This is a genomic window from Eikenella exigua (genome assembly GCF_008805035.1).
Taxonomy (GTDB): Bacteria; Pseudomonadota; Gammaproteobacteria; order Burkholderiales; family Neisseriaceae; genus Eikenella; species Eikenella exigua.
This window is the reverse complement of sequence record NZ_CP038018.1, coordinates 563,334-589,499: the sequence shown is the minus strand read 5'-3', so window position 1 is coordinate 589,499 and position 26,166 is coordinate 563,334. Positions and strand designations below refer to the sequence as shown.

The following is a 26,166-nucleotide window of genomic DNA, read 5'->3' as shown; positions in this document are numbered from 1 at the left end:
ACTCGGCGGCCACTGGCGCTGCATCACTGAATACCCCGACATCTACGCCACCGTTACCGACAGTCTCACCCTACGCCTCAACCACCACGCTGGCTGCATCGGCGACTATACCTTCTGCCGCTAAGGCCTCAACTTCGGTTCCCAGCAAAGCGACAACGGCACCTAACTGTCCAACGACACCCCAACCTTCATCTGGAATAGCAGCCATGCCCGCCCGCAGCACGATGCTGCCATCCGCCAAGCCATCGGCAACGATCCTGAGCTCCGCAACATAGAGCACCGCATCGCCATCATCCTCGATAGTGATCACCAGGCCAAAACCATCACTCCGCACATCGACAGCCTTGACACCAACACCATGCTTCAAACCCAAATCGACGACCAAACCGGCAAAGAAATGACACAATGCCCCTGCCGCCGCCTGCCAAACTGAAGCGTTGCCCAAACCGGTAGGGTGGCTTCAATTCTCCCATGCCAGGAAAACACTAAACTCATTTATTTACACCCACTCTGTTTTATTTTCCATTTTTCAGGTAGTATCCCATCCCCGAAAGGCTACCTGAAATATAACTTCCTTCACAACTCAAGGATTTTCATGAAAAACCTACTTCCCCTCCTACTTGCCCTCTCCACCCTGCCCACTGTGCTCTATGCTGCACCGGCCGATGATGCCGCGCGTATTAGCACGCTAGAGCGGCGCATTGCCAGTTTGGAAGCGCGTATTGCCGTGCTGGAGCGCAATCAGTCTTCCCGCAACAGCGGCGTGCGCGAAGTCATCATTGAACACCGGGCAGGCCGCAATACTGCTTATGTGTGTAGCGTTACCCCGTTCCGCAAAACCTATGAGGCCACCAGCCACAATGAAGGCCTTGCCCGCGCCCAAGTCCGCCGCGCCTGCCAAGCTGAGCAAAATGCGATTTTCTGCACGGATTCGGATATTCAGTGCCGCCGTTATGATTGATTCAGACAGATGTAGCTATAGCCAATTAAATGACAATCGATACAAGGCGGCGAGCTGCAGGCAGTACAGCTAGTACGGCAAGGTGAGCCAACGCGGTATTGGAAGTTAAGTTGATTGGCTATACAAGGCTATAAAAACAGGCTACCTGAAAGCATAGCTTCAACCAAGCTAGATCTTTCAGGTAGCTTCTTGACTATTGGCAAAATGTTTTCAGGTAGTCTTTCTATCCTGAACCGCAAACTTTTCATCAGCCATTTCAAGCCAACGCACCCCAAACGGGCGCAAACCCACCAGCAGCGCCCCTGCATTCTCATTTCTGCCACACATACAAAAAGGCTACCTGAAATTTTTCAAGTAGCCTTTTCTCTCCAATATTCAAACCTGCCTTATGCGCCCAAGAACCAGAATTTCAATGCCCACAATACGGCCACGCCCCACACCATCGGCGGCACGTCGTGGGATCGGCCGCAGCACAGTTTCACCAAGGCATAGCTGATGAAGCCCATGGCGATGCCGTCGGCAATCGAATAGGAAAACGGCATAAACACCATGGTAAGGAAAGCGGGGGCGGCTTCAGTCATGTCGTGCCAGTCGATTTCGGTGGCCGAGCGCATCATGTGGATGCCGATATACAACAGCGCCGGCGCGGTGGCGAAGGCAGGCACGGCTTCGGCCAGCGGCGAAAACCACAAGCAGGCAAGCATCAGCACGCCCACAGTAACGGCAGTGAGCCCGGTGCGGCCACCCGCAGCCACGCCAGAGGCGCTTTCCACATAAGGCGTGGTAGAGGAAGTACCCAACACTGCACCGGCCACAATGGCCACAGAATCGGCAAACAGGGCTTTTTTCAGGCGCGGCAGCTTGCCGTTTTCCAACAGGCCGGCACGGTGCGCTACGCCTACCAGCGTGCCGGTGCTGTCAAACAAATCCACCAGGAAAAATACGAAAATTACCGCAATCAGGCTACCTGAAAACAGATGATTAAAATCCATTTGCATAAAGGTAGGCGCCACGCTGGGAATGGCCGACACCACACGCTCGAAGCGGGTAAGCCCCAGCGGCATAGCCAGCAGGGTAACGCCCAAAATGCCGATGATGATGGCACCGCGCACACGGAAATAATCCAGCACCACGATGATGAAAAAGCCCAGCAACGCCAAGAGCATCGGCCAATTCGGCGTATATACACCCGGCTGCCCTTCCACCGGCAGGCGGAATTCGCCCATGTGCACCAGCGTGGCCTCATTGCCCACCACCACGCCCGAGCCTTTGAGTGCAATCAGCGCCAAAAACAGGCCGATGCCGGCGGCAATCGCCATTTTCAGGCTCATCGGCAGCGCGTTCACCAGCATTTCGCGCACTTTCAAAAAGCTGAACAAAATAAAGATGATGCCAGACACAAACACCGCCGCCAGCGCCACCTGCCACGGCACGCCCATGCCTTTGACCACGCTGAAGGTGAAATAGGCATTCAGCCCCATGCCGGGCGCCAGCGCAATCGGATAATTGGCCAACGCGCCCATAATCAGGCAGCCGATGGCGGCAGAAATACAAGTGGCCACAAACACCGCGCCAAAATCCATCCCCGCCTGCGACAGGGTGTGCGGATTCACCACGACGATGTAGCACATGGTGAGGAAGGTGGTGAGCCCCGCCATCAGCTCGGTGCGGATGGTGGTTTTGTTTTCGGAAAGTTTGAAATAACGGTCTAGAAAGGATTGCATGATGTTTTGGGTTGGGTTGGGAAAAGGGTTGAAAGGTTTCTGACGGGATCTGGCTCTGGTTTAATTTTCAGCTAGCCTCTATCTCTTTTGTTTTGTGTTTGACGCGTTATAAAGGCTACCTGAAAACGTCTGTCGAACATTTTTCAGGTAGCCTAAGGGATTAGCCGCGCGGCCGGCGTACGGTTTTATCCATCCAATCAAACAGTTCGTCTAAGTCGTAATCACCGCTGTGCGGTACGTCCCACGGCAGGGCGAAGTCCACCCGTTTGCCGCTGTTTTGCAGCTTGGCGGTGAGGATAGCAGCTATGGCCAGCGAGGTATCGCTATCGGCAGTGCCAACGCGGATGCGCCAATGCTGTGGCACGGTGTGCCGGCTAATGTAGTGCATCGGGTTCATCAGCTTCACAGTATGCGGGTCAGCCAGGGTGGCTTGCGCATTGGTACGGTGTTGGTAGGAGAAGGCAGTGAAGTGCTGTTTGTCGGTGGTAGCGGTGCCGAACAGTTGATTTTCGCCGCTGCTCAAATCCAACGCATCGAAAGCGGGCGGTGTTTTCTGGCGGCCGGCGGCGCGGGCATAGGCGGCAAAGTCCACTGCGCTCACTTTGCCGTTGCGGATAGTGAGCCAGTTGCGGCTGCTCAAGTCTTTGCCTGCATCCAGCTGGCTTTGGGCTGAACAGCGCAGGAAGGAGGCAACATAGTTTTTGAAGCTGCCGTTGCCCTGCGCGTCTAACCGCAGTGCCCGGCCTTGCGAATCACGCAGGTGCAGACTGTTCACATAGGCTGGGAATTGGGCTTTAAGGCTACCTGAAATTTGGATTTGCTCGTTGGTGAGCGTGCCGTTTACCAATTTGCGTTCAACATGGTAATCGATCATGGAAATATCCATTTTTTGGTAGTCATTCACACCATTAAACTGCCATTCATAGGCAGCATCAGCATGATCTAAAATGGAAATCGGGCAATAGGCGGAAACGGCGAAAATATGGTCTTTGGCCGGAGCGGCACCAAGCTGTTGCAGATAGGGCTCGTAGTCGGCCTGATTGCCGCTGGCACCGAGCAACACAGATAAAGCACCGCCAGCGCTGGTGCCGTTGGAGATAATTTTTTCGGCATCTCCGGCCATCACCGCATCGTTGAAACGCAGGTAACGTACGGCTGCTTTCAAATCAATAATCGCGGCAGGCGCTTTGCCGGTGGCGGCGGTGCGGCCGCGCGTACCAGGCGAGGCCACCACATATCCTCTGGCCAAAGCAGCCTGCATGGCGTCAACCTGCCCTTCTTTGCTTGGGCCGAAACCACCCTTCCCCGGCACACCGGCTTTGGCCGGCATATAGCCGCCGATTTGGTTGGGCAGGAAGATGGGCGCGGTTTGCGCGGTGTAGCCATTGATGCTGCCGCCGTTGAAATAGGCTTCGGGGATGTAGATATTGATAGTTTGATAAGCACTGTCGGCCGGATTAGCCACATACACGATATTTTCATAGGCACGATAGGCTACGGTTTGGCCGTTTACTACGGTGCTTTGGCGGGTGTAGTTTTGAGTGCGGAAATCGAGGCCGTACCCTTGGCTGACTTCGATGGTTTTTGCCGCACCGCTGCCGCAAGCCAGCGCCAAGATACCGGCCAACAGGGCGGGTTTGAATTTCATCATGTCATCCCTTTCTACATGCTCGAAAAGCGTGATTGTACGCCTAAAATGCTGACAGGCTATCTGAAAACGTTCGCCAAACATTTTTCAGGTAGCCTGTTATTTACTCTACCAGTTCGCCGCGCAGCGAGAAGGTAAAGGCTTCGGTGATTTCGATCTCTACCATTTGGTTGATGAGCGACACGTCGCCGGTAAAATTCACCACGCGGTTGTTCGCCGTGCGGGCTTGGATCTGGTCGGGGTCTTTTTTGGACACGCCTTCCACCAAGCAGCGCTGCACCGTGCCGAGCATGGTTTGGTTGATGCGGGCGGTTTCCGCTTCGATGACTTCGTTCAGGGCTTCGAGGCGGCGCACTTTTTCTTCGTGAGGCGTATCGTCCGGCAGGTTGGCGGCGGGCGTGCCGGGGCGCGGGCTGTAAATGAAGACGAAGCTCAAATCGAAGGCGATGTCTTTCACTAGTTTCAAGGTTTGCTCGAACTCGCGCTCGGTTTCGCTGGGGAAGCCGACGATGAAGTCGCTGCTCAGACACAAGTCGGGGCGGATGGCGCGCAGTTTGCGGATGATGGATTTGTATTCCAAGGCGGTGTAGCCGCGTTTCATCGCGCTCAATACGCGGTCGGAACCGCTCTGAATCGGCAGGTGCAGGTGCGACACCAGCTTAGGCAGGTCGCGGTAGCATTCGATGATGGCATCGGAAAACTCGCGCGGGTGGCTGGTGGTAAAACGCAGCCGTTCGATGCCGGGAATTTCGTGGACGATGCGCAGCAGGGCGGCAAAGTCGCAGATTTCGCCGTTGTCCATTTCGCCGCGATAGGCGTTCACGTTCTGCCCCAACAGGTTAATTTCTTTCACACCTTGCTGTGCCAGGCCGGCGATTTCGGTGAGCACGTCGTTGAGCGGGCGGGAGAATTCTTCGCCGCGTGTGTAGGGCACCACGCAGAAGCTGCAATATTTGGAGCAGCCTTCCATGATGGAGATAAACGCGCTGCCGCCGTCCACACGGGCGGGGGGCAGGTGATCGAATTTTTCGATTTCGGGGAAGGAAATATCCACCTGCGAATGGCCGGTGGTTTCTTTATCCACAATCATTTTGGGCAGGCGGTGTAGGGTTTGCGGGCCAAATACCACGTCCACATAAGGCGCGCGCTCAATAATTGCTGCGCCTTCCTGCGAGGCGACGCAGCCTGACACACCGATGATCACATTGGGATTTTTCTGTTTGATGGGTTTGATGCGGCCGAGGTCGGAAAACACTTTTTCCTGCGCTTTTTCGCGCACGGAGCAGGTGTTAAACAGGATGATGTCGGCGTTGTCCGGCTCGGCAACCTGCTCGATGCCGCCGTGTTCTTCAGCGAGGACGGCGAGCATTTTGTCGCTGTCGTATTCGTTCATTTGGCAGCCGAAGGTGCGAATATAAACTTTTTTCATGGTTTGTTCTTCTTTCAGGTGTCCCGTAATTGCGGGGCTGATGGTTTGCGGAGGCGGCATTATACGCAGTGCGCCGTGGGATGAAAAGGCGGAATTAAAACAAAATGATGTAGCATGATTTAAGGCTACCTGAACTCCTGCCAAATCGAAGGAGTTCAGGTAGCCTTTTGAGGCCAAACCAGCGCTGCATAACAAACAGCAGGTTGGCACACACCAAGGCCACCAGCAACAGCAGATACATGGCCGCAGTCATCGCCCTGCCTAATGTCGGTTTAGAATGTTTTTAGTGCATAACGCGTCTTTCGATTTAATCGTAACGCATTTTGACATAACCGGAAATAGAGAAGCCTTTGCAGAAGTAGTGGCCAACGAAGCCGTAGTTGGCAAGAATGTGGCACAAGTCGGGATGATTTTCGAAGACGATGCTGTACCGGCGTGTGTCATCTCCACCGCAGCAAGCCAAGCCGAAGGTTACGGGCCACAGCGAACCAATGCACACATAGTTGAGCACAGTATCCCCACTGGGGATGATGAACCCTTTAATTCAGAATGCATTCTGCTCCCATTCCAGTGCTTCTTTTTTTCCATTCATACACAAAGCCTACGCCGAGCACGACGATGAAGACAAACATCGACCAGAAGGCAAACTTCCTCAACTGCGCCAACAAATCTTTGAACACCTCTGCCCATGGAATCATAAATTCTGCTTCCAAATCGAACAGGATGAACAAAATCACCATCAAGCAACAACGCACATCAAACTTCATGCGCACATTTTCAAACTCCTCAAAGCCGCATTCAAACGGCTGGTCTTTTTCAGGCATGGTGGCGCCTGGTGCCCAGCAGGATACACGGCACGCCAGCAATCAGACCAACTAAAATTAAAGATAAGTACGGAAAAATAGTTAGCCAACATAGATTGTACTCTGAAATATACATAAAAATGCAGGTAAAACCATCTCATATTAGAACTAAATTCTTACCACATTCAAAGTAAGTAGGATAAAAAGTATAATGTTACTAATATAGTATATGATGATAATGATTTTCTATATTAGAATAACGCAAGCAAAAACCCTTTGCCCTCCATACAGTTTTGATTTAAATCAATGTCATAAGTTTGGCCATATAAAATGTATGGATATAGCGCATGATTTCCCTGCCGCAGGCTACCTGAAAGCAGTTTGTCGCCTCAGTGCAAAAACGTGTAGAATACGCCGGTTTGCTATTGATGCCAGATTGGGGCGCCAAACTTATGGATCCTTCCGGTTCCCATCCGATTTTGTTTTCCCTTATTTATTCTTCCTGATTTCTCCCGTGCGCCATTACCGTGATGCACGGTAAGGAGTGCGCATGCCTACCCTACTGCCCTCTTCCGAACAACCGCAGATCGACATCAGCCGTATTCACGAACTGGCCGATGCCCTGCTGCCGGTGTCCAACACCATCCGGCCCGAAAGCGTGCTGGATAATCCCTATCTCAACAGCTGCCTGGCCGAGCTCATCGAAATTCTGCACGAGCTGCATCCAGCCGATATTGCCGCCGTGCTTGAATCGCTGCCGCTGCAATCGCGCCTGTTGGTGTGGAAACTGGTTGAGCCGGAGAGCGATGGCACCATTCTTTTGGAAGTATCTGATGTCGTTCGCGAATCTTTGATTGAAACCATGGAACGGCAGGAAATCCTGGCCGCCGTGGAAGACATGGACGTGGACGACTTAGCCGAGCTGGCCGACGACCTGCCGCGCCAAGTAGTGGCCGAAGCCCTGCAATCATTGGATGAAGACGAACGCGCCAAAGTACAGGCCTCCATGTCGTTTGCCGACAACCAAGTGGGCGCCATCATGGACTTCGAACTGGTGAGCATCCGCGCTGATGTTACCTGCGAAGTGGTGATGCGCTACCTACGCCGCTTCGAGAGCCTACCCGACCACACCGACAAAATCTTCGTAGTCGACGAAAACGACGTCTTGCAAGGCGTGCTGCCCATCCGCAAGCTCCTCGTGGCCGACCCCGACGAAATCGTCGAGCACATCATGGCGCGCGATATTGTGCGCTTCCGCCCCGAAGACAACACCGAAGAAGCCGCGCAAGCGTTTGAGCGTTACGACTTGGTAACCGCGCCCGTGACCGATGCCGATGGCAAACTCATCGGCCGCCTGACCGTGGACGAAATGGTGGACGTGATTCGTGAAGAAACCGAAGCCGATATGTTGAACATGGCTGGTTTGCAGGAAGACGAAGACCTGTTCGCCCCCGTGCTTGATTCCGTGAAAAACCGCTGGATGTGGCTGGCCATCAACCTCTGCACCGCCTTTCTCGCCAGCCGTGTGATTGGCGCATTCGAAGGCAGCATTGCTCAAATTGTCGCCCTAGCTGCACTAATGCCGATTGTGGCCGGCATCGGCGGTAACTCCGGCAACCAAACCATCACCATGATCGTGCGTGCCATGGCCATGGGACAGCTTTCAGGTAGCCAGGCGCTGCACCTGTTGCGCAAAGAAGTGGGCGTGGCGCTGATCAACGGCGTGATTTGGGGCGGCGTGATGGGCGTGGTGGCCTGGCTGCTGTATAAAAACATCGGTATCGGCCTAGTGATGGTAGCCGCCATGACGCTAAACCTGCTGCTCGCCGCCACCGTGGGTGTGCTGATTCCGGTAATCATGGATAAACTCGGCCGCGATCCGGCACTGGGCAGCTCGGTGCTGATTACCGCCGTTACCGACTCCGGCGGCTTCCTGATTTTCCTCGGGCTGGCTACAATCTTTTTGCTTTGACACCAAGTTCAAATTTTCAGGTAGCCTTTTCCTACCACACAAAGGCTACCTGAAAAATTTAGCGACAGAAAACTTATAGCTGCAACAATTATGTTTCATGCAAGGCGGTGGTCCATAGGTAGTACTAAGTAGTACGGCTAGACGAGCCAACAACGCATGAAGAAGTAAGTATTTTAGTTATCCTCAACCATACGGCGATAGCCACTTCAATTTAAAAAAAGGCTACCTGAAAACCCCTCGGCACTTTCAGGTAGCCTTTCTCTTTAACTCAATACAGTTGGCTAATGCCCCGTTTCCATCTTTGCCACCTCATGCGGATTAAGGCGGGCATGGTCTTCCTGCCCCAAGCCAACCAGTTGGCGCAGGCGGGTCATATAGAGGTTCACATCCAGCCCTTGCCCGTTGCGCTGCGCGCTCCAGATGGTTTTTCGGCCAGCGCGTCCATCATATCGTGTCCGGCACGCATCCAGTCGCCGGCATAACGGCCTTGCAGCTCGTGGTGTATGGCGCGGATGCCGAGCGGCTGGTCGATATCGCTCTACTATTGTATCGAAAGGTGCAAGGAGTAGAAATGGGCTGGGTTCACCCTGCTCCAACGTCCAGTTGCAGCGAGGCAAGGCATTGCCGCCATACGTCGGCAAAAAAGCGGCGTACGTCGTGTGTGTTTACATCATACATTTCAGCTAGCCTTTGGCGCCTAATCGCGGATAACCAAGGTTTTTGCCAACATATCCTGCCCAGTGCGGCGGTTGCCGTCTTCCATAAACATCATGAGGATGCAGGCAGCAGCCACCACCAAGGATAGCATGCCACCGATAAGCGGGATGAATTTCAGCAAGATGGCCAACGGCAGCAGAATGACGGCTTCGCGCAATAGAAGGTATTGCACCAAGCTGGGCTCGCTGCCGTCTTCGCTAATCACGCGAATGCCCATAATGCGTTTGCCCAGGCTCTGCCCGCTATTGGCCATCAACATGGCCTGCCCAATCACATAGGTAAGCATCGTGCCATAGCCGATGAGGGCAGGGTTGCCGAAATTGCTGCCAAATAGGCTGCCGACTAGGCCAACAATAAAGCCGACACCGATGGTAAACAGCAGCAGTATCAACAGGTTCAATGCTGCTGCAGCTATCCGCCGCCACGGCGCCGCCAGCTCTACATTGATGCCGTCTTCGTCAAACGGTTCGTCTTCCAAAACGGCGGAACGGAAAACTTGTTTGATCTCTTCGCCTATCTGACTATTGAAGTTTGGTTTACGAAAATCCCGCATAATTTTTCCTTTCTGATTAGTCTGACGGTTTGCTTACGGGGCTACCTGAAAACCTGTCTCCTGCTGTTTTCAGGTAGCCTGAATGCTGCTACTGATACCGTTGACCATTATGCTCCAACCAGCCATCCGCATGACGGCCGGCCGGGTCGTGGTGCGTCCAGTGGATCACGCCGCCTTGGGCGTTGTATTCATATTCGCCGGAAAAGCCCACCGTATCGCCGCGCTGCAAACGCGGAATGCGCGGCGCGAGGTCGATATTGTGTGCCACCAATACGGTTTGGCCGTTGGAGAGTTTCATGATGAAACGCTGGTGGCGCGAGCCTTGGGTATCGTCGGGCAGAGTGCGGTGCACTTTGCCGCTGCCGCTCACCTGCACATCGCTGCGCTGCTCGGCAAAGGCTTGGACAATCAGTTCAGCGCCGTCTGTAGCACCCGGTTCGGCAGCAGGTTGGGCAGCATTTCGGTGTGGTACACGCGCCTGCTCGACTACGGCGGTTTGCGGCTGTGCCGCACCCTGCTCCGGCTTGGATTTTGGCTGTTCGGCAAAGTGGAAATAGGCGACGATGCCGAGCAACACCAAGAGCCACAGCCATTTGTTTTGTTTCTTATTCATTGTTGTTTGGATTGGTTGGCAGGCTACCTGAAAGTTTGAGCTTATGGAAGCGGCGTTTTCAGGTAGCCTCAAACAGATTAATCGTCATGCCGCACATCGGGCAACAGCAGGCTCAGGAGAATCGCCAGCAGCGCGCACAAGCCCACGCCGGCGAAGCTGAAACTGCCCAGCTTCATTTCCATGCCACCCACGCCCACGGTGAGCACCGAGCTCACAATCACCAGGTTTTTCGGCTGCATCAGGTTTACTTGCGCATCGATCAGCGTTTTCAGCCCCAGCGAAGCAATCGTGCCGAACAGCAGAATCATCACCCCGCCCATCACCGGCAGCGGAATCGAAGCCAGGAAAGCATTGAATTTACCGAAAAATGCCATGCAGATGGCGAAGATGGCCGCCCAAGTCATGATGGCCGGATTGCTGTTTTTGGTGAGCATCACCGCGCCCGTTACCTCGCCGTAAGTGGTTACCGGCGGGCCGCCGATCAGGCCGGCCACGCACACGCCCAGGCCGTCGCCGGCCAGCGTTCTGTGCAGCCCTGGCTCGGCGGCATAATCCTTGCCGGTTACCTTGCCGATAGCCATGATGCCGCCGATGTGCTCAATCGCCGGCGCAATCGCCACCGGCAGCATAAACAGCGCGGCTTGCCAATTCACCTGCGGAGAATGGAAATGCGGCACGGCAAACCACGGCGCGGCCGCAATCGGCGCGGTATCCACCATGCCCATGGCCAAGGCCATCAAATAGCCGGCCGACACCCCGATTAAAATCGGCACCAGCTTCATCATCTTGCTGCCGAACACCGCCACCATCACGGTTACTGCAAACGTGAAGCCAGAAAGCAGCAGCGAATGGGTGTAATCCAGCACCTGATTGCCGCCAGCCTGCCCCATCGCCATGCTGCTGGCCACCACCGCCACCGAAAGCCCGATCACCATAATCACCGGCCCGATCACCACCGGCGGTAGCAATCGACTAACCATCGGCAGCCCGAAATACTTAATCAGCGCGGCAAACACAAAATACATAAAGCCCGCCGCAAACAGCCCGAACATCGTGCCGCCCATGCCCCATTCCTGCATGGCATAAATAATCGGCGCGATAAACGCAAACGACGAACCCAGAAAAATCGGCACCTTGCGGCCGGTCAGCGCCTGAAACAGCAGCGTACCGATGCCCGCGCCCAACAGCGCCATCGCCGGGTTCAACCCTGTGAGCAGCGGCACCAGCACCATTGCGCCGAAGGCCACAAACAAAATCTGCGCCCCCGCCACTGCGGTTTTAAAAGATTGGAACATGTCTCCTCCTCGAAAAATTCAGTCGGCAAAACGGACTGGATTATACCCGAGAGCCTGTGCGTCCGCATCGCTTGGGCTACCTGAAAATATGAAAATCCTGCTGGCTCAAAACCACTCCAGCAAAAGAAAAGGCAAGACAATGCTGCAACCCAAGCCAAGTCAATCCGCCATATAATTTTCAGGTAGCCTGCCATGCTATTTGGAGGCTACCTGAAACCGGTAGGAACACACTGTGTCCCCACACGTAGGCATACAAAAGGCTACCTGAAACTTTTAGCTGCGCAGCAACGGCGTTGCGTTTTCAGGTAGCCTTTGTTTACCGCTTCATTTCACACATCATAAGTGCCCACCGCATAGGCCTCGGCCAAGATATGCCCGCGCATGGCGAAGTGCAGGTCGTTGTAGCGGAAACCTTGCGGCAGGTTGAGCTTGGTGTCGAGCGCATACACAAACAATTCATAGCGGTGGCGGCAGTTGGGCGGTGCCATGCCGCCATAAGCGGAGGCTTCTTCCAAATCGAGCTGCCCCAACACGCTGGCCCAGCTGTTGGCACCCTGCACATAATCTTGAGCCGTTTGGCTGTCGTTTTCCGGCACGGAAGTGCGGGTGAGGTCGGCAATCAGCCAGTGCACCCATACGAAGCCGCTGGCGGTAATGGCATCTTTATCTTCCAACACCACGGCGAAAGATTGGGTTTCGGGCGGGGCATCGCTGATTTCAAACGGGATGGAATACGTAGGCATGCCGTTGGGGCTGAATTGGCTGCCGCGTTTGCCGAAGCGGTCGGCGAATGCGCCGTTTTGGATGGCGGAAGTGCTGACTTTCATGGTGTTCTCCTGTGGTTGGATAAGCTAATTATAACCGCAAATTAAAGCACATATCACAGACTCACCAGCCAGCAAGGATTTTAGCCAGCCTTAATTGTACCGGAGGCTAGCTGCAAACCAGTAGCAGTAGGTTTTATCTCCGTTTCAATCGCTTGTGCTGATCAAATAATAATGTCGATATTGGGCATGAATGCCCTGCTTATGCTTGCCGATACCCACGCAAAAGGCTACCTGAAACTTTCAGGTAGCCTTTCTTGGTGTCTAATAGGCAGCTGCAAGCCTAATATTTTACCAGTACCGCGCCCCAGGCGAAGCCACCGCCGATGCCCTCCAAAAGCAGGGTGTGGCCGCGTTGGATGCTGCCGTGGCGCACGCCCCAGTCGAGGGCGAGGGGAATAGAGGCAGCGGAGGTGTTGCCGTGATCCTGCACGGTGAGCACTACTTTTTCCATGCCGAGTTTGAGATGTTTGGCAGTACTTTCCAGAATGCGGTAGTTGGCCTGGTGCGGCACCAGCCAATCGATTTGCTCGGGGATGAGGCCGGCTTCGGCAATCACGTCTTCGGCCACTTTGGCCAGCGCTTTCACGGCAAATTTAAACACGCCGGGGCCGTCCATCTGCAAAAACGGTGTGCCGCAAACGGCGCCGTTGGCAATCTGGCCGGGGGTTTGCAGCAGATGGCCGTAACTGCCGTCGGCCAAGAGTTTGCTGTGCAGAATGCCAGGTTTGTCCGATGCGCTGAGCACCACGGCGCCGGCGCCGTCGCCGAACAGCACGCAGGTGCGCCGATCGGTCCAGTCCATGATGCGGCTGAACACGTCGGCACCGATTACCAAGGCTTTTTTGGCCATGCCGCTTTTGATGTAGGCGTTGGCGGTGGTGATGGCATACATAAAGCCGGCACACACGGCCTGCACGTCGAACGCAGGACAGCCGCTGATGCCGAGCTTCTGCTGCACGATGGTGGCGGTGGCGGGGAACTGCATATCGGGTGTGGAGGTGGCCACGATGATTAGGTCAACTTCGGCGGATTCCGCACCTGCGGCTTCCAGCGCTTTGCGGGCTGCGGCCACGGCCAGGTCGCTGCATTTTTCGTTGTCGGCGGCGATGTGGCGGGTTTTGATGCCGGTGCGGGTGGTAATCCACTCGTCCGAGGTGTCCACGATTTTGGCGAGGTCGTCGTTGCTGAGCGTTTTGGCCGGCAGGTAGCTGCCGGTGCCGAGGATTTTGGCGTAGGTCATGAGTGTGTCGCTTTAAGGTTAATCTACTGCTGGGAAACGGCGTATTTTAAAGATTTCCGACGGGTTTGTCTCATGATTTATCCAAACTTCATGCGAAATACCGCCATTGCATATGCCTTTTTAATATAAAGATACAAAAACAAATTATTTGTTTGCCTGCGGCTTTACCATTATCATGCGCACCGTATCCAATTCACACTTCACAGGAGCCCCTAATGAGCAATATCGCCAACAACATCGTTGATTTAATCGGCAACACCCCGCTGGTTTACCTCAACCGCCTCACCGAAGGCCTGCCCGGCAAAGTGGCCGCCAAGCTGGAATACTTCAACCCCGGCAGCAGCGTGAAAGACCGCATCGCCATCTCCATGATCCGCGCCGCCGAAGCAGCAGGCCAAATCAAACCCGACACCATTATTGTGGAAGCCACCAGCGGCAACACCGGTATCGGCCTAGCTATGGTTTGCGCCGCTTTGGGCTATAAATTGGTCATCACCATGCCGGAAACCATGAGCAAGGAGCGCAAAATACTGCTACGCGCCTACGGCGCCGAGCTCATCCTTACCCCCGGCGCAGAAGGTATGCCCGGCGCCATCGCCCGAGCCCAAGCACTGGTGAACGCCCACCCCGGCCAGTACTTTATGCCGCGCCAGTTCGACAACCCCGCCAACCCCGAAATCCACCGCCGTACCACTGCCGAAGAAGTGTGGCGCGACACCGACGGCCAAGTTGATATTTTCGTTTCTGGTGTGGGTACCGGCGGCACGCTCACCGGTGTGAGCGAAGTGCTGAAAAAACACAAACCCTCACTGCGGGCCTATGCAGTTGAGCCTGCCGCTTCCCCCGTATTGAGCGGTGGTGAAAAAGGCTCGCACCCGATTCAGGGCTTAGGCGCAGGTTTCGTGCCGCAAACCCTGAACACCGAAATCTACGATGGTGTGATTACCGTGACCAACCAAGCTGCCTTCGATACCGCCCGCGATACCGCCGCTAAAGAAGGCCTCTTGGTGGGCATCTCTTCCGGCGCCGCCATCTGGGCTGCCTTGGAGCTGGCGAAAAGCCCAGAAAACAAAGACAAACTCATCGTAGTGGTTCTGCCTTCCAACGGCGAACGCTATCTTTCCACCCCGCTGTTTGAAGACCTCGCCTCCTAAGGCAAGCCTACTGTGAAAAGCCGCATTGCTGCGGCTTTTCTCGTATTTCACACCTGCCGGCATGTTGCAAATTTGTCTGCAAAATAGCCAAAAACTTGCCGTACCGCCAGATTTTCCCTATAGTTAGCTGCATCAATGGAACTGTTACCTTTAAGTCAAAAAATGAAAAGATATATCCCAATCCTCCTCGTTGTCGGCCTGCTCAGCAGCTGCAACCTTCTCTCCTCCCCAAACAGCACACGCCAAAACACACAGGCCTCACCACACTACACCCTAGCCGCCAATCATTGGGGCGATGTGGCTAAAATCCGTAACGAAGCCACCCGTTTGGGCTACGAAGTAAACAAAGGCCGTATAACCAAAACCCAGGCCGCGCAACAACTCAACCGCTTCCGCATCAACTTAGTCGGCCGCAACAGCGTGGACGACAGCATGTATGAAATCTACCTGCGCTCCGCCGTGCAGAGCCAGCAAGGCCGCATCACACCCGAACAATCTAAAATCTTCGTGCGCAACGCCCTGCAAGGCTGGCAACAACGTTGGCCCAACATGCAAAACCGCCCAACCAACCCCGCGTTCACCAACTTCCTGATGGAAGTGATGAATATGCAGCCGCTGAAATAAACAAGCTGCACGAATCGGCAAAGGTTATCTGAAAGTTTTAGTTCTGCAGAAACTCTGCTGCGCTGCGTTTTCAGGTAGCCTTATATTACGCCCCGACAACAGGGGCGAGCAGTAAAACCCAATCTGAACAGTATCTTAGGCGGTTGCTTGATAGCCAGCCTGCATTCGAGTAAGCAAAGATTGCCCTTGTGTCATAGACCAAGGGCGATTTTTTATGAAACTCAAGCAACAGATGATGGAGCAGGGCAAGGCAAGCGAAGCGAGCCGCAGCCTTCCTTGTCTAAATAGAAACAACTCAATCGAGCCGAAAACAGCCCCCGCGAAATGGGGCAGTCAGGCCGATAATGCCGAAACTGCACAGGTTCGGCTGAATGAGTTCACAACTGCCCACCGCAAATCAGCCTATGTGCTGCAACTCAACGTCAAATCTTTTATTGACCGCCACGGAATAGAACGCGTTGGATTTTTAACGTTGACTTTTGCCGATGACGTCAAATGTCCGAAAGAAGCACAGCGCCGCTTCAACAGCCTGCGCAGTAACTTCTTGAAACACCATTGGCGAATATGATTGAAGCCGTTGAGCAGTTAGCACATGTAACGGCAAATGCAAAGTTTGAAGTGTTTGAGTAGTTTTGTAGTACCCCCGCCCAATGGATGCCGTGAAAGGTAGCTGGTCGTAGGAGGCCGAATAAAAGATAGGCAGGGCGGGTTTGCCGGAATGGCAGCCGTTTGTTAATCGGTTGAAATCCGCCGGAAAGACGGGCAAGCAGATTGTTTGCGCCATTATGCGCAAGTTGTTGGTGTACTGTTTTACCGTCTTAAAGAGTGGCAGACCCTACGACCCGCAAATACAAGCAGCCTGAATGCCTTTAGCTCCGTAGGAGGTAAAGGCAGGCAGGTTGCCGCCAAGCGAAGCGCGGCAGCTAAATGGTTGCCGCTTTGCAAGGGACAAAATACGCCGAAAAATCAATAAAGATGCGGCTATTTAACCAACATTTACACAGTGAAAATTTGACAAGATATGTAACAGTATCTTTTATTTTGTTTCTTCAATATTGCCGAAACACATTTCTCATATAGTTATAGAGTCCCTAATTAACTGACACAAGGCAGTGAGTCGCAGACAGTACAAGAGTACAACAAAGCGAATTAACCCCGTAGCAGTTGGTTAAGGGTTTCACTATACATAAATAAAGCTGCTTAAGCCACACACAGCGCACAACCCTCGTCTCTATTTGATTTTCCAGCACAATTATCAGTCTATTAAACCACCTTGATACAACAAATCTTTACTAAATTTTAAAGGTGAACGAAATGGTGTATCATTCTCCCTATGATATACCTAAAACCATTTATAACAAATGGCGCATAGATATCGATGAGCATCTGTTAGGCAATACCGATATCTGTCCAAATTCTGAATTAAGGAGAAGTTAAGGAGAAGTTTATGTATCCGATTCAAGAACCACTCCGCAGCGGCATGCTGCCTGTATCTGAGCTCCACACAATCTACTGGGAAGAAAGCGGCAATCCCGCAGGCATCCCTGTTATCTTCCTGCACGGTGGCCCTGGCGCTGGATCTAGTCCGGCTTGCCGGGGTTTTTTTAATCCGGAAAAATACCGTGTCATCATTATCGACCAACGCGGCAGCGGCAAATCCACCCCTTATGCCGAAACTCGTGAAAATACCACCTGGGATTTGGTTGAAGACATTGAAAAAGTAAGAAAAATGCTTGGCATCGAGAGCTGGCTGGTATTCGGCGGCTCATGGGGTAGCACCCTTTCTCTCGCCTATGCCGAAACCTATCCCGACCGTGTACGTGGCTTGATTTTGCGTGGTATTTTCCTCTGCCGCCAAATTGAAATTAATTGGCTGAGCGAAGAAGGCGGCGTAAGCATGATTTACCCCGAACAGTGGCAACGCTATTTAGCCGCCGTGCCGCCGGAGCAACGTGCCGGCTCGTTGGTAGAGGCTTATTATTGGATGCTTAATTCGCCCGACCCCGCCGTGCATCTGCCTGCCGCCAAAGCCTGGGCAGATTGGGAAAGCTGGCTGATTTGGTTCGACCCCAAACCGGTAGACGAAGACCCGCAAGCCTCTTTGTCTATCACACGACTTGAAAACCACTATTTCATGCACCAAGGCTGGTTGCAGGGCGACAAATCCATCTTGGCCAACGCCCACAAAATCCAGCATATCCCCACCATCATCGTGCAAGGACGCTACGACCTCTGCACCCCCACCCGCAGTGCATGGGATTTGAAGCAGGCACTGCCGCAGGCTGATTTGCGTATTATCCAAAGCGGCCACTACGCCCAAAACCCTGCCATCGCCGATGCCCTAGTGCAGGTCACCGATGAATTTGCCGAACGGCTCGGCGCTTGATTTACACTACTGAGCACACGCGATGAGGCTACCTGAAAACCGTTTTACTGTTTCAGGTAGCCTCTTTGATTTAACGCCAATCATGTCTAGCAACGAACTGCTATCATTTTGCTGGCAATGAATGCTAACCAACACGCTCCCAACATAGTGCAGCAAGCTATCAGCAATCTTTAGGCTAACGCTGCCGCTAGCCTGCATTAACCACCCTACCCCACTCAAAGGATATCCAAACATGACAACCCGCACCGAACACGACCTCCTAGGCGAACGCGAAATTCCCGCAGCCGCCTATTGGGGCATCCACACTCTGCGCGCAGTGGAAAACTTCCAAATCTCCGGGCAAAAAATTTCCGACGTGCCCCAGTTTGTACGCAGCATGGTGATGGTGAAAAAAGCCGCAGCCCAGGCCAACGGCGAGCTGGGCGCACTCAAGCCCGAAATCGCCGCCGCCATTGCCCAAGCCTGCGATGAGGTGCTGATTAAAGGCCGCTGCCTCGACCAGTTCCCATCCGACGTATTCCAAGGCGGCGCCGGCACTTCGGTGAACATGAACACCAATGAAGTGATCGCCAACCTCGCCTTGGAAGCATTAGGCCACGCCAAAGGCCGCTACGACATCGTCAACCCCATGGATCATGTGAATGCCAGCCAATCCACCAACGACGCCTATCCCACCGGCTTCCGGCTGGCCGTGTACACCAGCATCGGCGATCTACTGGGCAAACTGGCACACCTGAAAGACACCTTTGCTGCCAAAGCTGATGAATTCAAAGACATCCTAAAAATGGGCCGCACCCAGCTACAAGATGCCGTGCCCATGACTGCCGGCCAAGAATTCCAATCCTTCCAAGTGCTGCTGGCAGAAGAAGAAACCAACCTCGAACGCACCCGCCAACTGCTACTGGAAGTAAACCTCGGCGCCACCGCCATCGGTACAGGCATCAATACGCCGCAAGGCTACGCGCCGCTGGCCGTGCAAAAACTCTCCGAAATCAGCGGCCTGCCCTGCAAGCTCACCGAAAACCTGATCGAAGCCACCTCCGACTGCGGCGCCTATGTGATGGTGCATGGCGCCCTGAAGCGCACCGCAGTGAAGCTCTCCAAAATCTGCAACGACCTGCGCCTGCTCTCTTCCGGCCCGCGTGCCGGCCTGAAAGAAATCAACCTGCCGGAAATGCAGGCCGGCTCATCGATTATGCCCGCCAAGGTGAATCCCGTGATTCCCGAAGTGGTGAACCAAGTTTGTTTCAAAGTAATCGGCAACGACACCGCCATCACCTTCGCCGCCGAAGCCGGCCAGCTCCAGCTCAACGTGATGGAGCCGGTTATCGCGCAATCCATGTTTGAAAGCATCTCGCTTTTAGGCAACGCCGCCGTTACACTGGCCGACAAATGCGTGCGCGGTATCACGGTAAACCGCGAAATCTGCGAACGCCACGTCTTCAACTCCATCGGCCTGGTAACCTATCTCAACCCCTATATCGGCCACGAAAACGGTGACTTGGTAGGCAAAATCTGCGCCCAAACCGGCAAAACCGTGCGCGAAGTGGTGCTGGAGCGCCAGCTCTTGAGCGAAGCGGAGCTCGACCGGATTCTGTCACCACAGAATTTGGCCAATCCGCGTTTGTGAGCTTAAATTGAAAAAGAGAAAGGCTACCTGAAAACCGATTATCGGTTTTCAGGTAGCCTTTCTAGTTGAAGCACATTTTTTCATACAAGGCGGCGAACCGCAAACAGTACAAATAGTACGGCAAGGCAAGTAACCCTGTAGGAAGTAGAGTGCTTTTGCTACTACTCACCACTACTATTTCGGTACGACTACAGCAAAGAGGGGCAGGTGGTCGGAGAGTTGTTGCCAGAGCAACCCCTGGTGGCTTACTGCGTTTAATACGGTAACATCCTATCCCTGCCGGGTGGCTGAATTTCGCAATGCAGCACGCCGCGTTGTTCGAGCCGGTTTACCGATACGTTTAGATTAGTGCGCATCTGCAACGGCAGGCGACTGAGGATGGCGTTGCCGTGGTGGCGGCCGGCATAGGTGGCGTTTTGGCCGTAGCTGCAGGCAAAAGCGAGCTGCCGGCCAATCACTTCGCCGTGCGGTTCGGCAGGAAATTCGGGCACATTCTGCTGCCGTTTGTGGTGCACGCCCTGCACTTCCTGCAAAAACAGGATGTCGGTATCGAGATGTTGCAGGGCATCGACCATTTGCGGCAGTTGTAGCCGCCGATTTAACGGCGACATGCCTTTGTGGATATTGTAGGTGGTGATGGAAACGGCGCGGCTCATGGTGTGGCGTGGCAAAGAAATTTAATGCTGTTTTTCAGGTAGCATCTTATGTGCCAACCTGCAATACTCTGCCAAATATGGCCTGTCTATGCCATTTTCCAACTGCTTCAGTCAAAACTTTTCATTTCTGTTGTATGCAGCCTGCTTGGCATCCGCTTCCTGCCATCCCTCCCTATTCCGGGCAAAACAAAAGGCTGCCTTTTGGCAGCCTCGGGGAAACACGGCAGCAAATTAGCGTTTGAACATATTGCCGTATTTCTGATTGAATTTGTCCACACGGCCGGCGCTATCCACGATCTTCTGTTTACCAGTGTAGAACGGGTGGCACTCGGAGCAAACTTCAATGTTGAATTCGGTTTTGCTCATGGCAGATTTAGTAGTGAATTTGTTGCCGCAAGAGCAGGTAACATTGACTTCATGGTAGTCAGGATGAATTTCGGGTTTCATGGTTTTTCCTTTAATAAAGCGGGTATAGGGGATTTGCCTATACTACAGACAAGCGGCGAATTATACTTAAAAACGTCCATTAAGGCAATAGGCTGCGCGCATATTAGGCTACCTGAAAACTTATTTTTCGGCTATTTAGGCTGCGAACGCAACTGCTGCAAATGCGTCCGCACTTGGCGCACGTTCTCTTCGGTAAACAAATCCTCGATATTGCGCCAGATGCTGTGGAAGCCGTAGGGGCCGTGGCGCATTTCATTTTTGGCTTGCTCCACCGTCCAGCCCTGGTAGATGATGCGGTACATGCCGGCAATCAGGCCTGTGCGGTCGGCGCCGTGGTAGCAATGGATCAACACCGGCCCTTCAGCCTGCTGCTGTTCAATCAAATATAGCGTTTCGGCCACCTGTTTCGGCGTAATCCGCCAAGTGAGCAGTGGGCGGTTGAACAGCGCGATGCCCCGGTCGGCCAATACTTTGCGGTCGCCGCTACGATTGAAGTAGCGCAGATTCACCACGCTTTTCACATTCAAAGATTGCAACAGCGCCACATCTTCTGCCACCGGCTGCTCGCTGCGGTAGAGTTTGTCGTCCACCCGATACAGATTGGCCGCCTTGCTCACCTGCTCCGCCCAAGCCGGCTGCCCGGCCGGCGGCGTTTGCACCTGTGCCTGCGGCTGCGCACAGGCGCTCAGCATAAGTGCCAGCAACAGCCCGCCCAAACAGGTTTTATTCATTTTTGTTCCCATTGCGTAATCTCTTTATTTAATTCTGTAACACGCTATTCAAATGAAACTTTCAGGTAGCCTTCTTCGCAATCGCAGGCTACCTGAAAAACAATAACGGCACGCATTGTAAATAAGCATGCCCGTTCCGACAACCGCCGCCACACTTGGAGGCTTTGTCTAAAAAATGTACAATTCCCAATTTACAGCAGTTCAGCTTTATGCAAATCGGCCCCTACACTGTTTCCCCCGCCGTGGCGCTCGCGCCGATGGCCGGCATCACCGATAAACCGTTCCGAATGCTGGCGCGGCAATTCGGCGCCGGTTGGACGGTGGGCGAAATGATCAGCAGTAACCCCGATCTGCAAAACACGCGCAAAACCCTCAGCCGCATCGACCGCAGCGGCGAAAGCGGTGTGATTACCGTGCAGATTGCCGGCAGCAACCCGGCCCAAATGGCTGAAGCCGCCCGCTACAACGTGGCGCAGGGCGCGCAGCTTATCGACATCAACATGGGCTGCCCGGCTAAGAAAGTATGCCAGGTGCAGGCCGGCAGCGCCCTGCTGCAAAACGAGCCCTTGGTTGCCGAAATTTTAAATGCCGTGGTGCGTGCAGTGGATGTGCCGGTTACGCTCAAAACAAGGCTGGGCTGGCACGACGAGCACAAAAATATCCTCACCATTGTCCGCATGGCCGAAGACGCCGGCATTGCCGCCATCGCCATCCACGGCCGCGCCCGCACTCAAATGTATCGCGGCCAGGCCGAATATGGCCTGATTGCCGAGGCCAAACGCCGCCTGAGCATTCCCGTGTGGGTAAACGGCGATATCGACAGCCCGCAAAAAGCCGCGCGCGTATTGGCCGAAACCGGCGCCGACGGCGTGATGATCGGCCGTGCCGCCCAGGGGCGGCCGTGGCTGTTCCGCGATGTGGCACACTACCTCGCGCACGGCAGCCTGCCGCCGCCGCTGCCTTTTCAGGTAGCCTCTGAAGCCCTGCTTGGCCATATCCGTGCCATGCACGGCTTCTACGGCGAAGTAGCCGGCATGCGCATTGCCCGCAAACACATCGGCTGGTATCTGGTCGACCTGCCGGAAGGCGAGGCCGAACGCCGTCGCCTAAACACGCTGGAGAGTGCCGAAGCGCAATACAACGGGCTAGCCGCCTTTTTGGTCGCACAGTCCGAACAACACGAATACTGGCCCTGTCCCTGGCGGCAGGCCTGAAACACCGCAAACCGCACGAAGGGAAGCTGGCAATACCCGCTGCTGCATAATGTGCCGGTTTGCCACCCCCGTTTTTACACCACAATAATAAAAGGAGGACAAAATGCTCCGTCAGAACAGCCATATCACTACTTGCATCGAAAACAGCCTGCAGCAATACTTTACCGATCTCGACGGCCAACCGGCGCACGACGTGTATCAAATGGTGTTGCAGCAAGTAGAACTGCCACTTTTGCGCTGCGTGATGGCGCATTGCGAAGGCAACCAATCCAAAGCCGCCCAAGTGCTCGGCCTAAACCGCAACACCCTGCGTAAAAAGCTCACCGCCCACGGCCTGATTTAGCCGCCGCGCCATGACCAATATTTTTCAGGTAGCCTCATTACTCCAAACCATAAGGAACACCTAAATGACCAAAATCGGCATCATCATGGGCAGCAACAGCGATTGGGCCGTGATGCAGCACGCCGCCGCCGTGCTCAAACAATTCGGCATCGCCTACGAAACCCGCGTGGTTTCCGCCCACCGCACGCCCGACTTGATGTTTGAATACGCCGAAACCGCCCGCGAACGCGGCCTGCAGGCCATTATTGCCGGTGCCGGCGGTGCCGCCCACCTGCCCGGCATGGTAGCCGCCAAAACTACCCTGCCCGTGCTCGGCGTGCCCGTGCCCAGCAAATATTTGCGCGGCGAAGACTCCCTGCTCTCCATCGTGCAGATGCCCAAAGGCATTCCCGTGGCCACCTTCGCCATCGGCGAGGCCGGTGCCGCCAATGCCGCCCTCTTTGCCGCCGCCCTGCTTGCCAACCACGATGCCGCCATCGCGCAAAAACTGGCCGAGTTCCGCGAAACCCAGCGCCAAACCGTACTGGCCATGGAGCTGCCCGAAGCCGAATAGCTAAAACCCTGCTTTCTTGCCTCGTGCTAACTGTGCCCCTGCAGCTCGCTGCCCGGTATGAAAGAAATAGCTGCAACTACCAAATCCATGCCATTCAGGCTACCTGAAAGTAATCCAGCCTCCTGGCTAAAATAGCAATTATTGCCAGACAAAGCCGTACAAACCCGCAAAAACATAAGGATTGTTCGCCAAAACTGCCAAGCTGTGCCACAATCCACCCACTACCCTACTAACGAGAACCCACCATGACACAAGAAACCGCCTTGGGAGCCGCCCTCAAATCTGCCGTGCAGACTATGAGCAAGAAAAAGCAAACCGATCTGATTGCCGATCACATCTACGGCAAATACGACGTATTCAAACGCTTCAAGCCCCTGGCCTTGGGCATCGACAAAGACCTCGTTGCCGCCCTGCCCCAATACGATCCCGCCCTAATCGCCCGCGTGCTTTCCAACCACTGCCGCCGCCCGCGCTACCTCAAATCGCTGGCACGCGGCGGTAAGCGCTTCGATTTGAACAACCGCTTCAAAGGCGAAGTCAGCTCCGAAGAGCAGGCCATCGCCCAACAACACCCCGCCGTGCAGGAAATGCTTGCCCGCCAAGCCGCCAAACAGGCCGAACAACAAGCGGCCGAAGCTGAAGCCGCCGTTGCCGAACAGCCTGCCGAAGCCGCAGCGGAAACTGCTGCCCCCGCCGCAGAAGTTCCTGCCACCCCTGCAGCCGAATAAATCTGCTGTCAATAAGGGCTACCTGAAATTTCAGCTTCGCTTTCAGGTAGCCTTCTTCCTGCTCAAACAACTACCCAGCCTTACCTGCCTCTGCCTCCACTTTTTCAGGTAACCTCAAATTCCAATCCCCCCATAAGGAAAAAGGCCTGCGTGAAATCAACGGCATGCCCAGCTATGAAAAAATCAGCCGCTGGGACAATAATCACTACCGGCTCGCTTGGGAGTGCGAAAGCGACCACCTCCTCGTGATGATGCCCTTCAGCACCAAAACCTTCTCCGGCACCAAACGCAGCCAAGAAGAAATCCTCGCTATCTGGGACACTGTCCTGCCCACCCTCAAACCGGTGGAATAAACCGACAACCCAAGCAAAAGGCTACCTGAAACGGTTTTTCTGTTTCAGGTAGCCTTAATTTGTCCAGTGTACCACAGCTATTGCGCCTTCCTTAGCGCAGGCAAATTTATCTGATAGCAGCTTATCTTTTTTCAGACCAGCTGAATTCTATCTTCCGGCATCAAGGTTAAACGGAATCGGATCTGGAGCCTTGCTTGGGCTGTATGCATCGAAATAAATTATCCGCTCCTGCTCATTCCACCTCAATTTGCGTGATGGGGAGGAATGTTCGGCCAATATACTCTCCAAGGCAGCACGGCGGTTGTCAACCGGCAGGCAGTATAAGGCCAAAGTTGCCTGGAAGGCGCGCTGCTGCATGGCGGCGCCTTGCAGGCGGTAGATGTATTCGCCAAACGAAGGTATCGCGATATCAGAAGTCAAACAACCAACGCTATTCCTCACACACGCCCATTTTTCGATCAGTGTTTTTCCCAACGACGGCTGCCATGGCGCTTTCTGGTCGGCCTGCAAAATAGTAGCGGCTTCCGGCTTGCAGCAGACAGCATAATACGGTGCCATCATGGCGAGGTTGTGTGCCGTATCCAATACTCTGGGGCCATACGATTGGCCTGTCGGTGTCATCTGCTGCACTTCGTTTTCCAATTTGTGCTGTAGGTTGGCAGATAGGCGGAATTCGTCTTGCACCGCCAGGCAGATGCTTTGTTCTTGTTCGGTCAGCACATCAAACATGCCGCCACATTCGTCAGGCAGGCGGTTTGCCCATTCAGGTTTTTCATACAGCATCTGTGCTGCCAAGTCAGTATTACGGAGGATGATGGCGTTACCGATCATGGGGTAAATCAGGCCTGGGCGGCTGTGCAGCAGGCTGCGGCCGGTTTTGATGTTGCGGCAGACGCGCCTCCAAGCTTCATGCTCCCTGCCCTGCACCCAATCCAACGCAGCTACGACATGGCTGATGGCGACAAACTGAAAGCGAGGCAGACGTATTCCAGTTAAATCCTCTTCATCATTCGGCCAGTCGCGTGGGGCGAAGGTGTCGTAATCGGCCAGTTTGTCCACATTGGCAAACAGTTCGGCGTGTTTTTCCGACTCGGTGCGGTATTGCGGCAGGTCGGCACGAATTTCTGCCAGGTATTCCGTCGCCGTGCCATTGAACTTCAAAATGTCATCGGGTGGTGACAGGTATTTGGCCGCCAATTCCGGATATTTCACCGAAGCATCATTATCGTATTGGATTACCTTATCGAAGCAGCGCGTCAAATCAGCACGCTCGGCATCGTCGGCGGTGCGGTATTCCAGCAGCCACAGCGCATCTATGCCGTTTTTCACGGATGACGGTGGCGCAGGCGGAGTGGCCAGCAAGGCCAAATCGGCTTCGGCAGCGCGAATTTCGCGCTGTTTCAGCCATTCAGGGAACAGATACAGAGTAGAAACAACAGACAGAATCAGGATGGCAATTACACCAAACAAATATTTCAGGTGGTTCATGCGGTTCTTTCATAGCCAGGCTGTTAAGAATTATAGCGAAAACAGGCAGCCTAGCGTGAGGCTACCTGAAACAATTT

26 protein-coding genes and 4 pseudogenes are annotated in these 26,166 nt (G+C 54.2%); 12 read left to right on the top strand and 18 right to left on the bottom strand.

What is annotated here, in order from left to right:
• Positions 1-70: 70 nt before the first annotated feature.
• On the bottom strand, positions 71-445 hold the full coding sequence (locus EZJ17_RS03135) for a hypothetical protein (protein WP_151086092.1): 375 nt from the start codon (positions 443-445) through the stop codon (positions 71-73).
• Between the two features lie 150 nt (positions 446-595).
• On the opposite strand from EZJ17_RS03135, the gene EZJ17_RS03130 reads away from it, so the two are divergent.
• Positions 596-961 carry a hypothetical protein gene (locus EZJ17_RS03130; protein ID WP_067444562.1) on the top strand — a complete coding sequence of 122 codons (366 nt, stop codon included), beginning with the start codon at positions 596-598 and terminating at the stop codon, positions 959-961.
• Positions 962-1,347: 386 nt separating this feature from the next.
• Here EZJ17_RS03130 and EZJ17_RS03125 read toward each other — a convergent pair whose 3' ends face one another.
• From EZJ17_RS03125 to EZJ17_RS03095, 7 genes and pseudogenes are all read right to left on the bottom strand, one after another.
• Positions 1,348-2,685, bottom strand: coding sequence for an NCS2 family permease (locus EZJ17_RS03125; RefSeq protein ID WP_067442468.1), 1,338 nt, complete (start codon positions 2,683-2,685; stop codon positions 1,348-1,350).
• Between the two features lie 160 nt (positions 2,686-2,845).
• Positions 2,846-4,336 (bottom strand): subtype B tannase, encoded by a 1,491-nt coding sequence (locus tag EZJ17_RS03120; protein WP_067444559.1) that lies wholly within the window; start codon positions 4,334-4,336, stop codon positions 2,846-2,848.
• Positions 4,337-4,436: 100 nt separating this feature from the next.
• The gene (gene miaB, locus EZJ17_RS03115) at positions 4,437-5,762 is read right to left on the bottom strand and encodes a tRNA (N6-isopentenyl adenosine(37)-C2)-methylthiotransferase MiaB (protein WP_151086090.1); all 1,326 of its coding nucleotides are present in this window, start codon (positions 5,760-5,762) and stop codon (positions 4,437-4,439) included.
• A 94-nt stretch (positions 5,763-5,856) separates the two neighbouring features.
• Positions 5,857-6,015 (bottom strand): hypothetical protein, encoded by a 159-nt coding sequence (locus EZJ17_RS10510; RefSeq protein ID WP_231868066.1) that lies wholly within the window; start codon positions 6,013-6,015, stop codon positions 5,857-5,859.
• Between the two features lie 57 nt (positions 6,016-6,072).
• Positions 6,073-6,192 (bottom strand): annotated as a pseudogene (locus EZJ17_RS03105) (NADH-quinone oxidoreductase subunit C); the annotation flags it as partial.
• A pseudogene (locus tag EZJ17_RS03100) lies at positions 6,186-6,328 on the bottom strand (NADH-quinone oxidoreductase subunit B); the annotation flags it as partial. The pseudogenes EZJ17_RS03105 and EZJ17_RS03100, both read right to left, overlap by 7 nt.
• Positions 6,307-6,678, bottom strand: a pseudogene (locus tag EZJ17_RS03095) (NADH-quinone oxidoreductase subunit A). The pseudogenes EZJ17_RS03100 and EZJ17_RS03095, both read right to left, overlap by 22 nt.
• 437 nt (positions 6,679-7,115) lie before the next feature.
• Between EZJ17_RS03095 and mgtE the strand changes: the two are divergent.
• Positions 7,116-8,537, top strand: coding sequence for a magnesium transporter (gene mgtE, locus EZJ17_RS03090; protein WP_067442472.1), 1,422 nt, complete (start codon positions 7,116-7,118; stop codon positions 8,535-8,537).
• A 281-nt stretch (positions 8,538-8,818) separates the two neighbouring features.
• Here mgtE and EZJ17_RS03085 read toward each other — a convergent pair.
• From EZJ17_RS03085 to EZJ17_RS03060, 6 genes and pseudogenes are all read right to left on the bottom strand, one after another.
• Positions 8,819-9,215, bottom strand: a pseudogene (locus EZJ17_RS03085) (DUF1841 family protein).
• A gap of 19 nt (positions 9,216-9,234) precedes the next feature.
• A complete protein-coding gene (locus EZJ17_RS03080; RefSeq protein ID WP_067442475.1) occupies positions 9,235-9,807 on the bottom strand; it encodes an RDD family protein in 573 nt (190 codons plus the stop codon).
• 88 nt (positions 9,808-9,895) lie between these two features.
• Complete coding sequence (locus tag EZJ17_RS03075) at positions 9,896-10,420, bottom strand: DUF3465 domain-containing protein (RefSeq protein ID WP_067442477.1); 525 nt, start codon at positions 10,418-10,420, stop codon at positions 9,896-9,898.
• 77 nt (positions 10,421-10,497) lie between these two features.
• Entirely contained in the window at positions 10,498-11,715 is a 1,218-nt protein-coding gene (locus EZJ17_RS03070) for a uracil-xanthine permease family protein (protein WP_067444556.1), read from the bottom strand.
• Positions 11,716-12,044: 329 nt separating this feature from the next.
• The gene (locus EZJ17_RS03065; RefSeq protein WP_003822962.1) at positions 12,045-12,542 is read right to left on the bottom strand and encodes a YbhB/YbcL family Raf kinase inhibitor-like protein; all 498 of its coding nucleotides are present in this window, start codon (positions 12,540-12,542) and stop codon (positions 12,045-12,047) included.
• A gap of 280 nt (positions 12,543-12,822) precedes the next feature.
• Positions 12,823-13,782: a beta-ketoacyl-ACP synthase III gene (locus tag EZJ17_RS03060; RefSeq protein WP_067442479.1), complete on the bottom strand. Its 960-nt coding sequence runs from the start codon at positions 13,780-13,782 to the stop codon at positions 12,823-12,825.
• A gap of 215 nt (positions 13,783-13,997) precedes the next feature.
• On the opposite strand from EZJ17_RS03060, the gene cysK reads away from it, so the two are divergent.
• From cysK to aspA, 5 genes are all read left to right on the top strand, one after another.
• Positions 13,998-14,936 (top strand): cysteine synthase A, encoded by a 939-nt coding sequence (gene cysK, locus EZJ17_RS03055; RefSeq protein ID WP_067444553.1) that lies wholly within the window; start codon positions 13,998-14,000, stop codon positions 14,934-14,936.
• A 162-nt stretch (positions 14,937-15,098) separates the two neighbouring features.
• A complete protein-coding gene (locus EZJ17_RS03050) occupies positions 15,099-15,560 on the top strand; it encodes a prokaryotic membrane lipolipid attachment site family protein (protein ID WP_067444550.1) in 462 nt (153 codons plus the stop codon).
• Between the two features lie 214 nt (positions 15,561-15,774).
• Complete coding sequence (locus EZJ17_RS03045; RefSeq protein ID WP_067444547.1) at positions 15,775-16,128, top strand: hypothetical protein; 354 nt, start codon at positions 15,775-15,777, stop codon at positions 16,126-16,128.
• Positions 16,129-17,007: 879 nt separating this feature from the next.
• Positions 17,008-17,946: a prolyl aminopeptidase gene (pip, locus tag EZJ17_RS03040; RefSeq protein WP_151086085.1), complete on the top strand. Its 939-nt coding sequence runs from the start codon at positions 17,008-17,010 to the stop codon at positions 17,944-17,946.
• Positions 17,947-18,178: 232 nt separating this feature from the next.
• A complete protein-coding gene (aspA, locus tag EZJ17_RS03035; protein WP_067444541.1) occupies positions 18,179-19,576 on the top strand; it encodes an aspartate ammonia-lyase in 1,398 nt (465 codons plus the stop codon).
• Positions 19,577-19,830: 254 nt separating this feature from the next.
• Here the strand turns inward: aspA and EZJ17_RS03030 are convergent, their stop codons facing one another.
• From EZJ17_RS03030 to EZJ17_RS03020, 3 genes are all read right to left on the bottom strand, one after another.
• Entirely contained in the window at positions 19,831-20,232 is a 402-nt protein-coding gene (locus EZJ17_RS03030) for an endonuclease/exonuclease/phosphatase family protein (protein WP_231868145.1), read from the bottom strand.
• Between the two features lie 231 nt (positions 20,233-20,463).
• Positions 20,464-20,679 (bottom strand): 50S ribosomal protein L31, encoded by a 216-nt coding sequence (gene rpmE / locus EZJ17_RS03025; protein WP_064090120.1) that lies wholly within the window; start codon positions 20,677-20,679, stop codon positions 20,464-20,466.
• A 131-nt stretch (positions 20,680-20,810) separates the two neighbouring features.
• Complete coding sequence (locus tag EZJ17_RS03020) at positions 20,811-21,410, bottom strand: dual specificity protein phosphatase family protein (protein WP_231105397.1); 600 nt, start codon at positions 21,408-21,410, stop codon at positions 20,811-20,813.
• A 209-nt stretch (positions 21,411-21,619) separates the two neighbouring features.
• Here EZJ17_RS03020 and dusB point away from each other — a divergent pair, with 209 nt between their 5' ends.
• The 5 genes from dusB to EZJ17_RS02995 all read left to right on the top strand — a co-directional run bounded on the left by dusB (position 21,620) and on the right by EZJ17_RS02995 (position 24,601).
• Positions 21,620-22,624, top strand: coding sequence for a tRNA dihydrouridine synthase DusB (gene dusB / locus EZJ17_RS03015; RefSeq protein ID WP_067444539.1), 1,005 nt, complete (start codon positions 21,620-21,622; stop codon positions 22,622-22,624).
• 103 nt (positions 22,625-22,727) lie between these two features.
• Positions 22,728-22,967 carry a Fis family transcriptional regulator gene (locus tag EZJ17_RS03010; protein WP_067442493.1) on the top strand — a complete coding sequence of 80 codons (240 nt, stop codon included), beginning with the start codon at positions 22,728-22,730 and terminating at the stop codon, positions 22,965-22,967.
• Between the two features lie 64 nt (positions 22,968-23,031).
• A complete protein-coding gene (gene purE, locus EZJ17_RS03005) occupies positions 23,032-23,520 on the top strand; it encodes a 5-(carboxyamino)imidazole ribonucleotide mutase (protein WP_067442495.1) in 489 nt (162 codons plus the stop codon).
• Positions 23,521-23,765: 245 nt separating this feature from the next.
• On the top strand, positions 23,766-24,248 hold the full coding sequence (locus EZJ17_RS03000; protein WP_067442497.1) for a ProQ/FINO family protein: 483 nt from the start codon (positions 23,766-23,768) through the stop codon (positions 24,246-24,248).
• A 164-nt stretch (positions 24,249-24,412) separates the two neighbouring features.
• Positions 24,413-24,601: a hypothetical protein gene (locus tag EZJ17_RS02995; protein WP_067442499.1), complete on the top strand. Its 189-nt coding sequence runs from the start codon at positions 24,413-24,415 to the stop codon at positions 24,599-24,601.
• 147 nt (positions 24,602-24,748) lie between these two features.
• Here the strand turns inward: EZJ17_RS02995 and EZJ17_RS02990 are convergent, their stop codons facing one another.
• Positions 24,749-26,089 (bottom strand): hypothetical protein, encoded by a 1,341-nt coding sequence (locus tag EZJ17_RS02990; protein ID WP_067444536.1) that lies wholly within the window; start codon positions 26,087-26,089, stop codon positions 24,749-24,751.
• Positions 26,090-26,166 lie beyond the last annotated feature (77 nt).

Coding starts and splice junctions, on each gene's coding strand:
- miaB (WP_151086090.1), bottom strand. CDS start 5,762: ATGAAAAAAGTTTATATTCGCACCTTCGGCTGCCAAATGAACGAATAC.
- EZJ17_RS02990 (WP_067444536.1), bottom strand. CDS start 26,089: ATGAACCACCTGAAATATTTGTTTGGTGTAATTGCCATCCTGATTCTG.
- EZJ17_RS03075 (WP_067442477.1), bottom strand. CDS start 10,420: ATGAATAAGAAACAAAACAAATGGCTGTGGCTCTTGGTGTTGCTCGGC.
- EZJ17_RS03130 (WP_067444562.1), top strand. CDS start 596: ATGAAAAACCTACTTCCCCTCCTACTTGCCCTCTCCACCCTGCCCACT.
- dusB (WP_067444539.1), top strand. CDS start 21,620: ATGCAAATCGGCCCCTACACTGTTTCCCCCGCCGTGGCGCTCGCGCCG.
- EZJ17_RS03045 (WP_067444547.1), top strand. CDS start 15,775: ATGAAACTCAAGCAACAGATGATGGAGCAGGGCAAGGCAAGCGAAGCG.
- EZJ17_RS03000 (WP_067442497.1), top strand. CDS start 23,766: ATGACACAAGAAACCGCCTTGGGAGCCGCCCTCAAATCTGCCGTGCAG.
- EZJ17_RS03125 (WP_067442468.1), bottom strand. CDS start 2,685: ATGCAATCCTTTCTAGACCGTTATTTCAAACTTTCCGAAAACAAAACC.
- EZJ17_RS10510 (WP_231868066.1), bottom strand. CDS start 6,015: ATGACTGCGGCCATGTATCTGCTGTTGCTGGTGGCCTTGGTGTGTGCC.
- EZJ17_RS03080 (WP_067442475.1), bottom strand. CDS start 9,807: ATGCGGGATTTTCGTAAACCAAACTTCAATAGTCAGATAGGCGAAGAG.
- EZJ17_RS03010 (WP_067442493.1), top strand. CDS start 22,728: ATGCTCCGTCAGAACAGCCATATCACTACTTGCATCGAAAACAGCCTG.
- aspA (WP_067444541.1), top strand. CDS start 18,179: ATGACAACCCGCACCGAACACGACCTCCTAGGCGAACGCGAAATTCCC.
- mgtE (WP_067442472.1), top strand. CDS start 7,116: ATGCCTACCCTACTGCCCTCTTCCGAACAACCGCAGATCGACATCAGC.
- EZJ17_RS03065 (WP_003822962.1), bottom strand. CDS start 12,542: ATGAAAGTCAGCACTTCCGCCATCCAAAACGGCGCATTCGCCGACCGC.
- EZJ17_RS03050 (WP_067444550.1), top strand. CDS start 15,099: ATGAAAAGATATATCCCAATCCTCCTCGTTGTCGGCCTGCTCAGCAGC.
- EZJ17_RS03020 (WP_231105397.1), bottom strand. CDS start 21,410: ATGAATAAAACCTGTTTGGGCGGGCTGTTGCTGGCACTTATGCTGAGC.
- EZJ17_RS03030 (WP_231868145.1), bottom strand. CDS start 20,232: ATGAGCCGCGCCGTTTCCATCACCACCTACAATATCCACAAAGGCATG.
- EZJ17_RS03120 (WP_067444559.1), bottom strand. CDS start 4,336: ATGATGAAATTCAAACCCGCCCTGTTGGCCGGTATCTTGGCGCTGGCT.
- EZJ17_RS03060 (WP_067442479.1), bottom strand. CDS start 13,782: ATGACCTACGCCAAAATCCTCGGCACCGGCAGCTACCTGCCGGCCAAA.
- purE (WP_067442495.1), top strand. CDS start 23,032: ATGACCAAAATCGGCATCATCATGGGCAGCAACAGCGATTGGGCCGTG.
- EZJ17_RS03070 (WP_067444556.1), bottom strand. CDS start 11,715: ATGTTCCAATCTTTTAAAACCGCAGTGGCGGGGGCGCAGATTTTGTTT.
- rpmE (WP_064090120.1), bottom strand. CDS start 20,679: ATGAAACCCGAAATTCATCCTGACTACCATGAAGTCAATGTTACCTGC.
- EZJ17_RS02995 (WP_067442499.1), top strand. CDS start 24,413: ATGCCCAGCTATGAAAAAATCAGCCGCTGGGACAATAATCACTACCGG.
- cysK (WP_067444553.1), top strand. CDS start 13,998: ATGAGCAATATCGCCAACAACATCGTTGATTTAATCGGCAACACCCCG.
- pip (WP_151086085.1), top strand. CDS start 17,008: ATGTATCCGATTCAAGAACCACTCCGCAGCGGCATGCTGCCTGTATCT.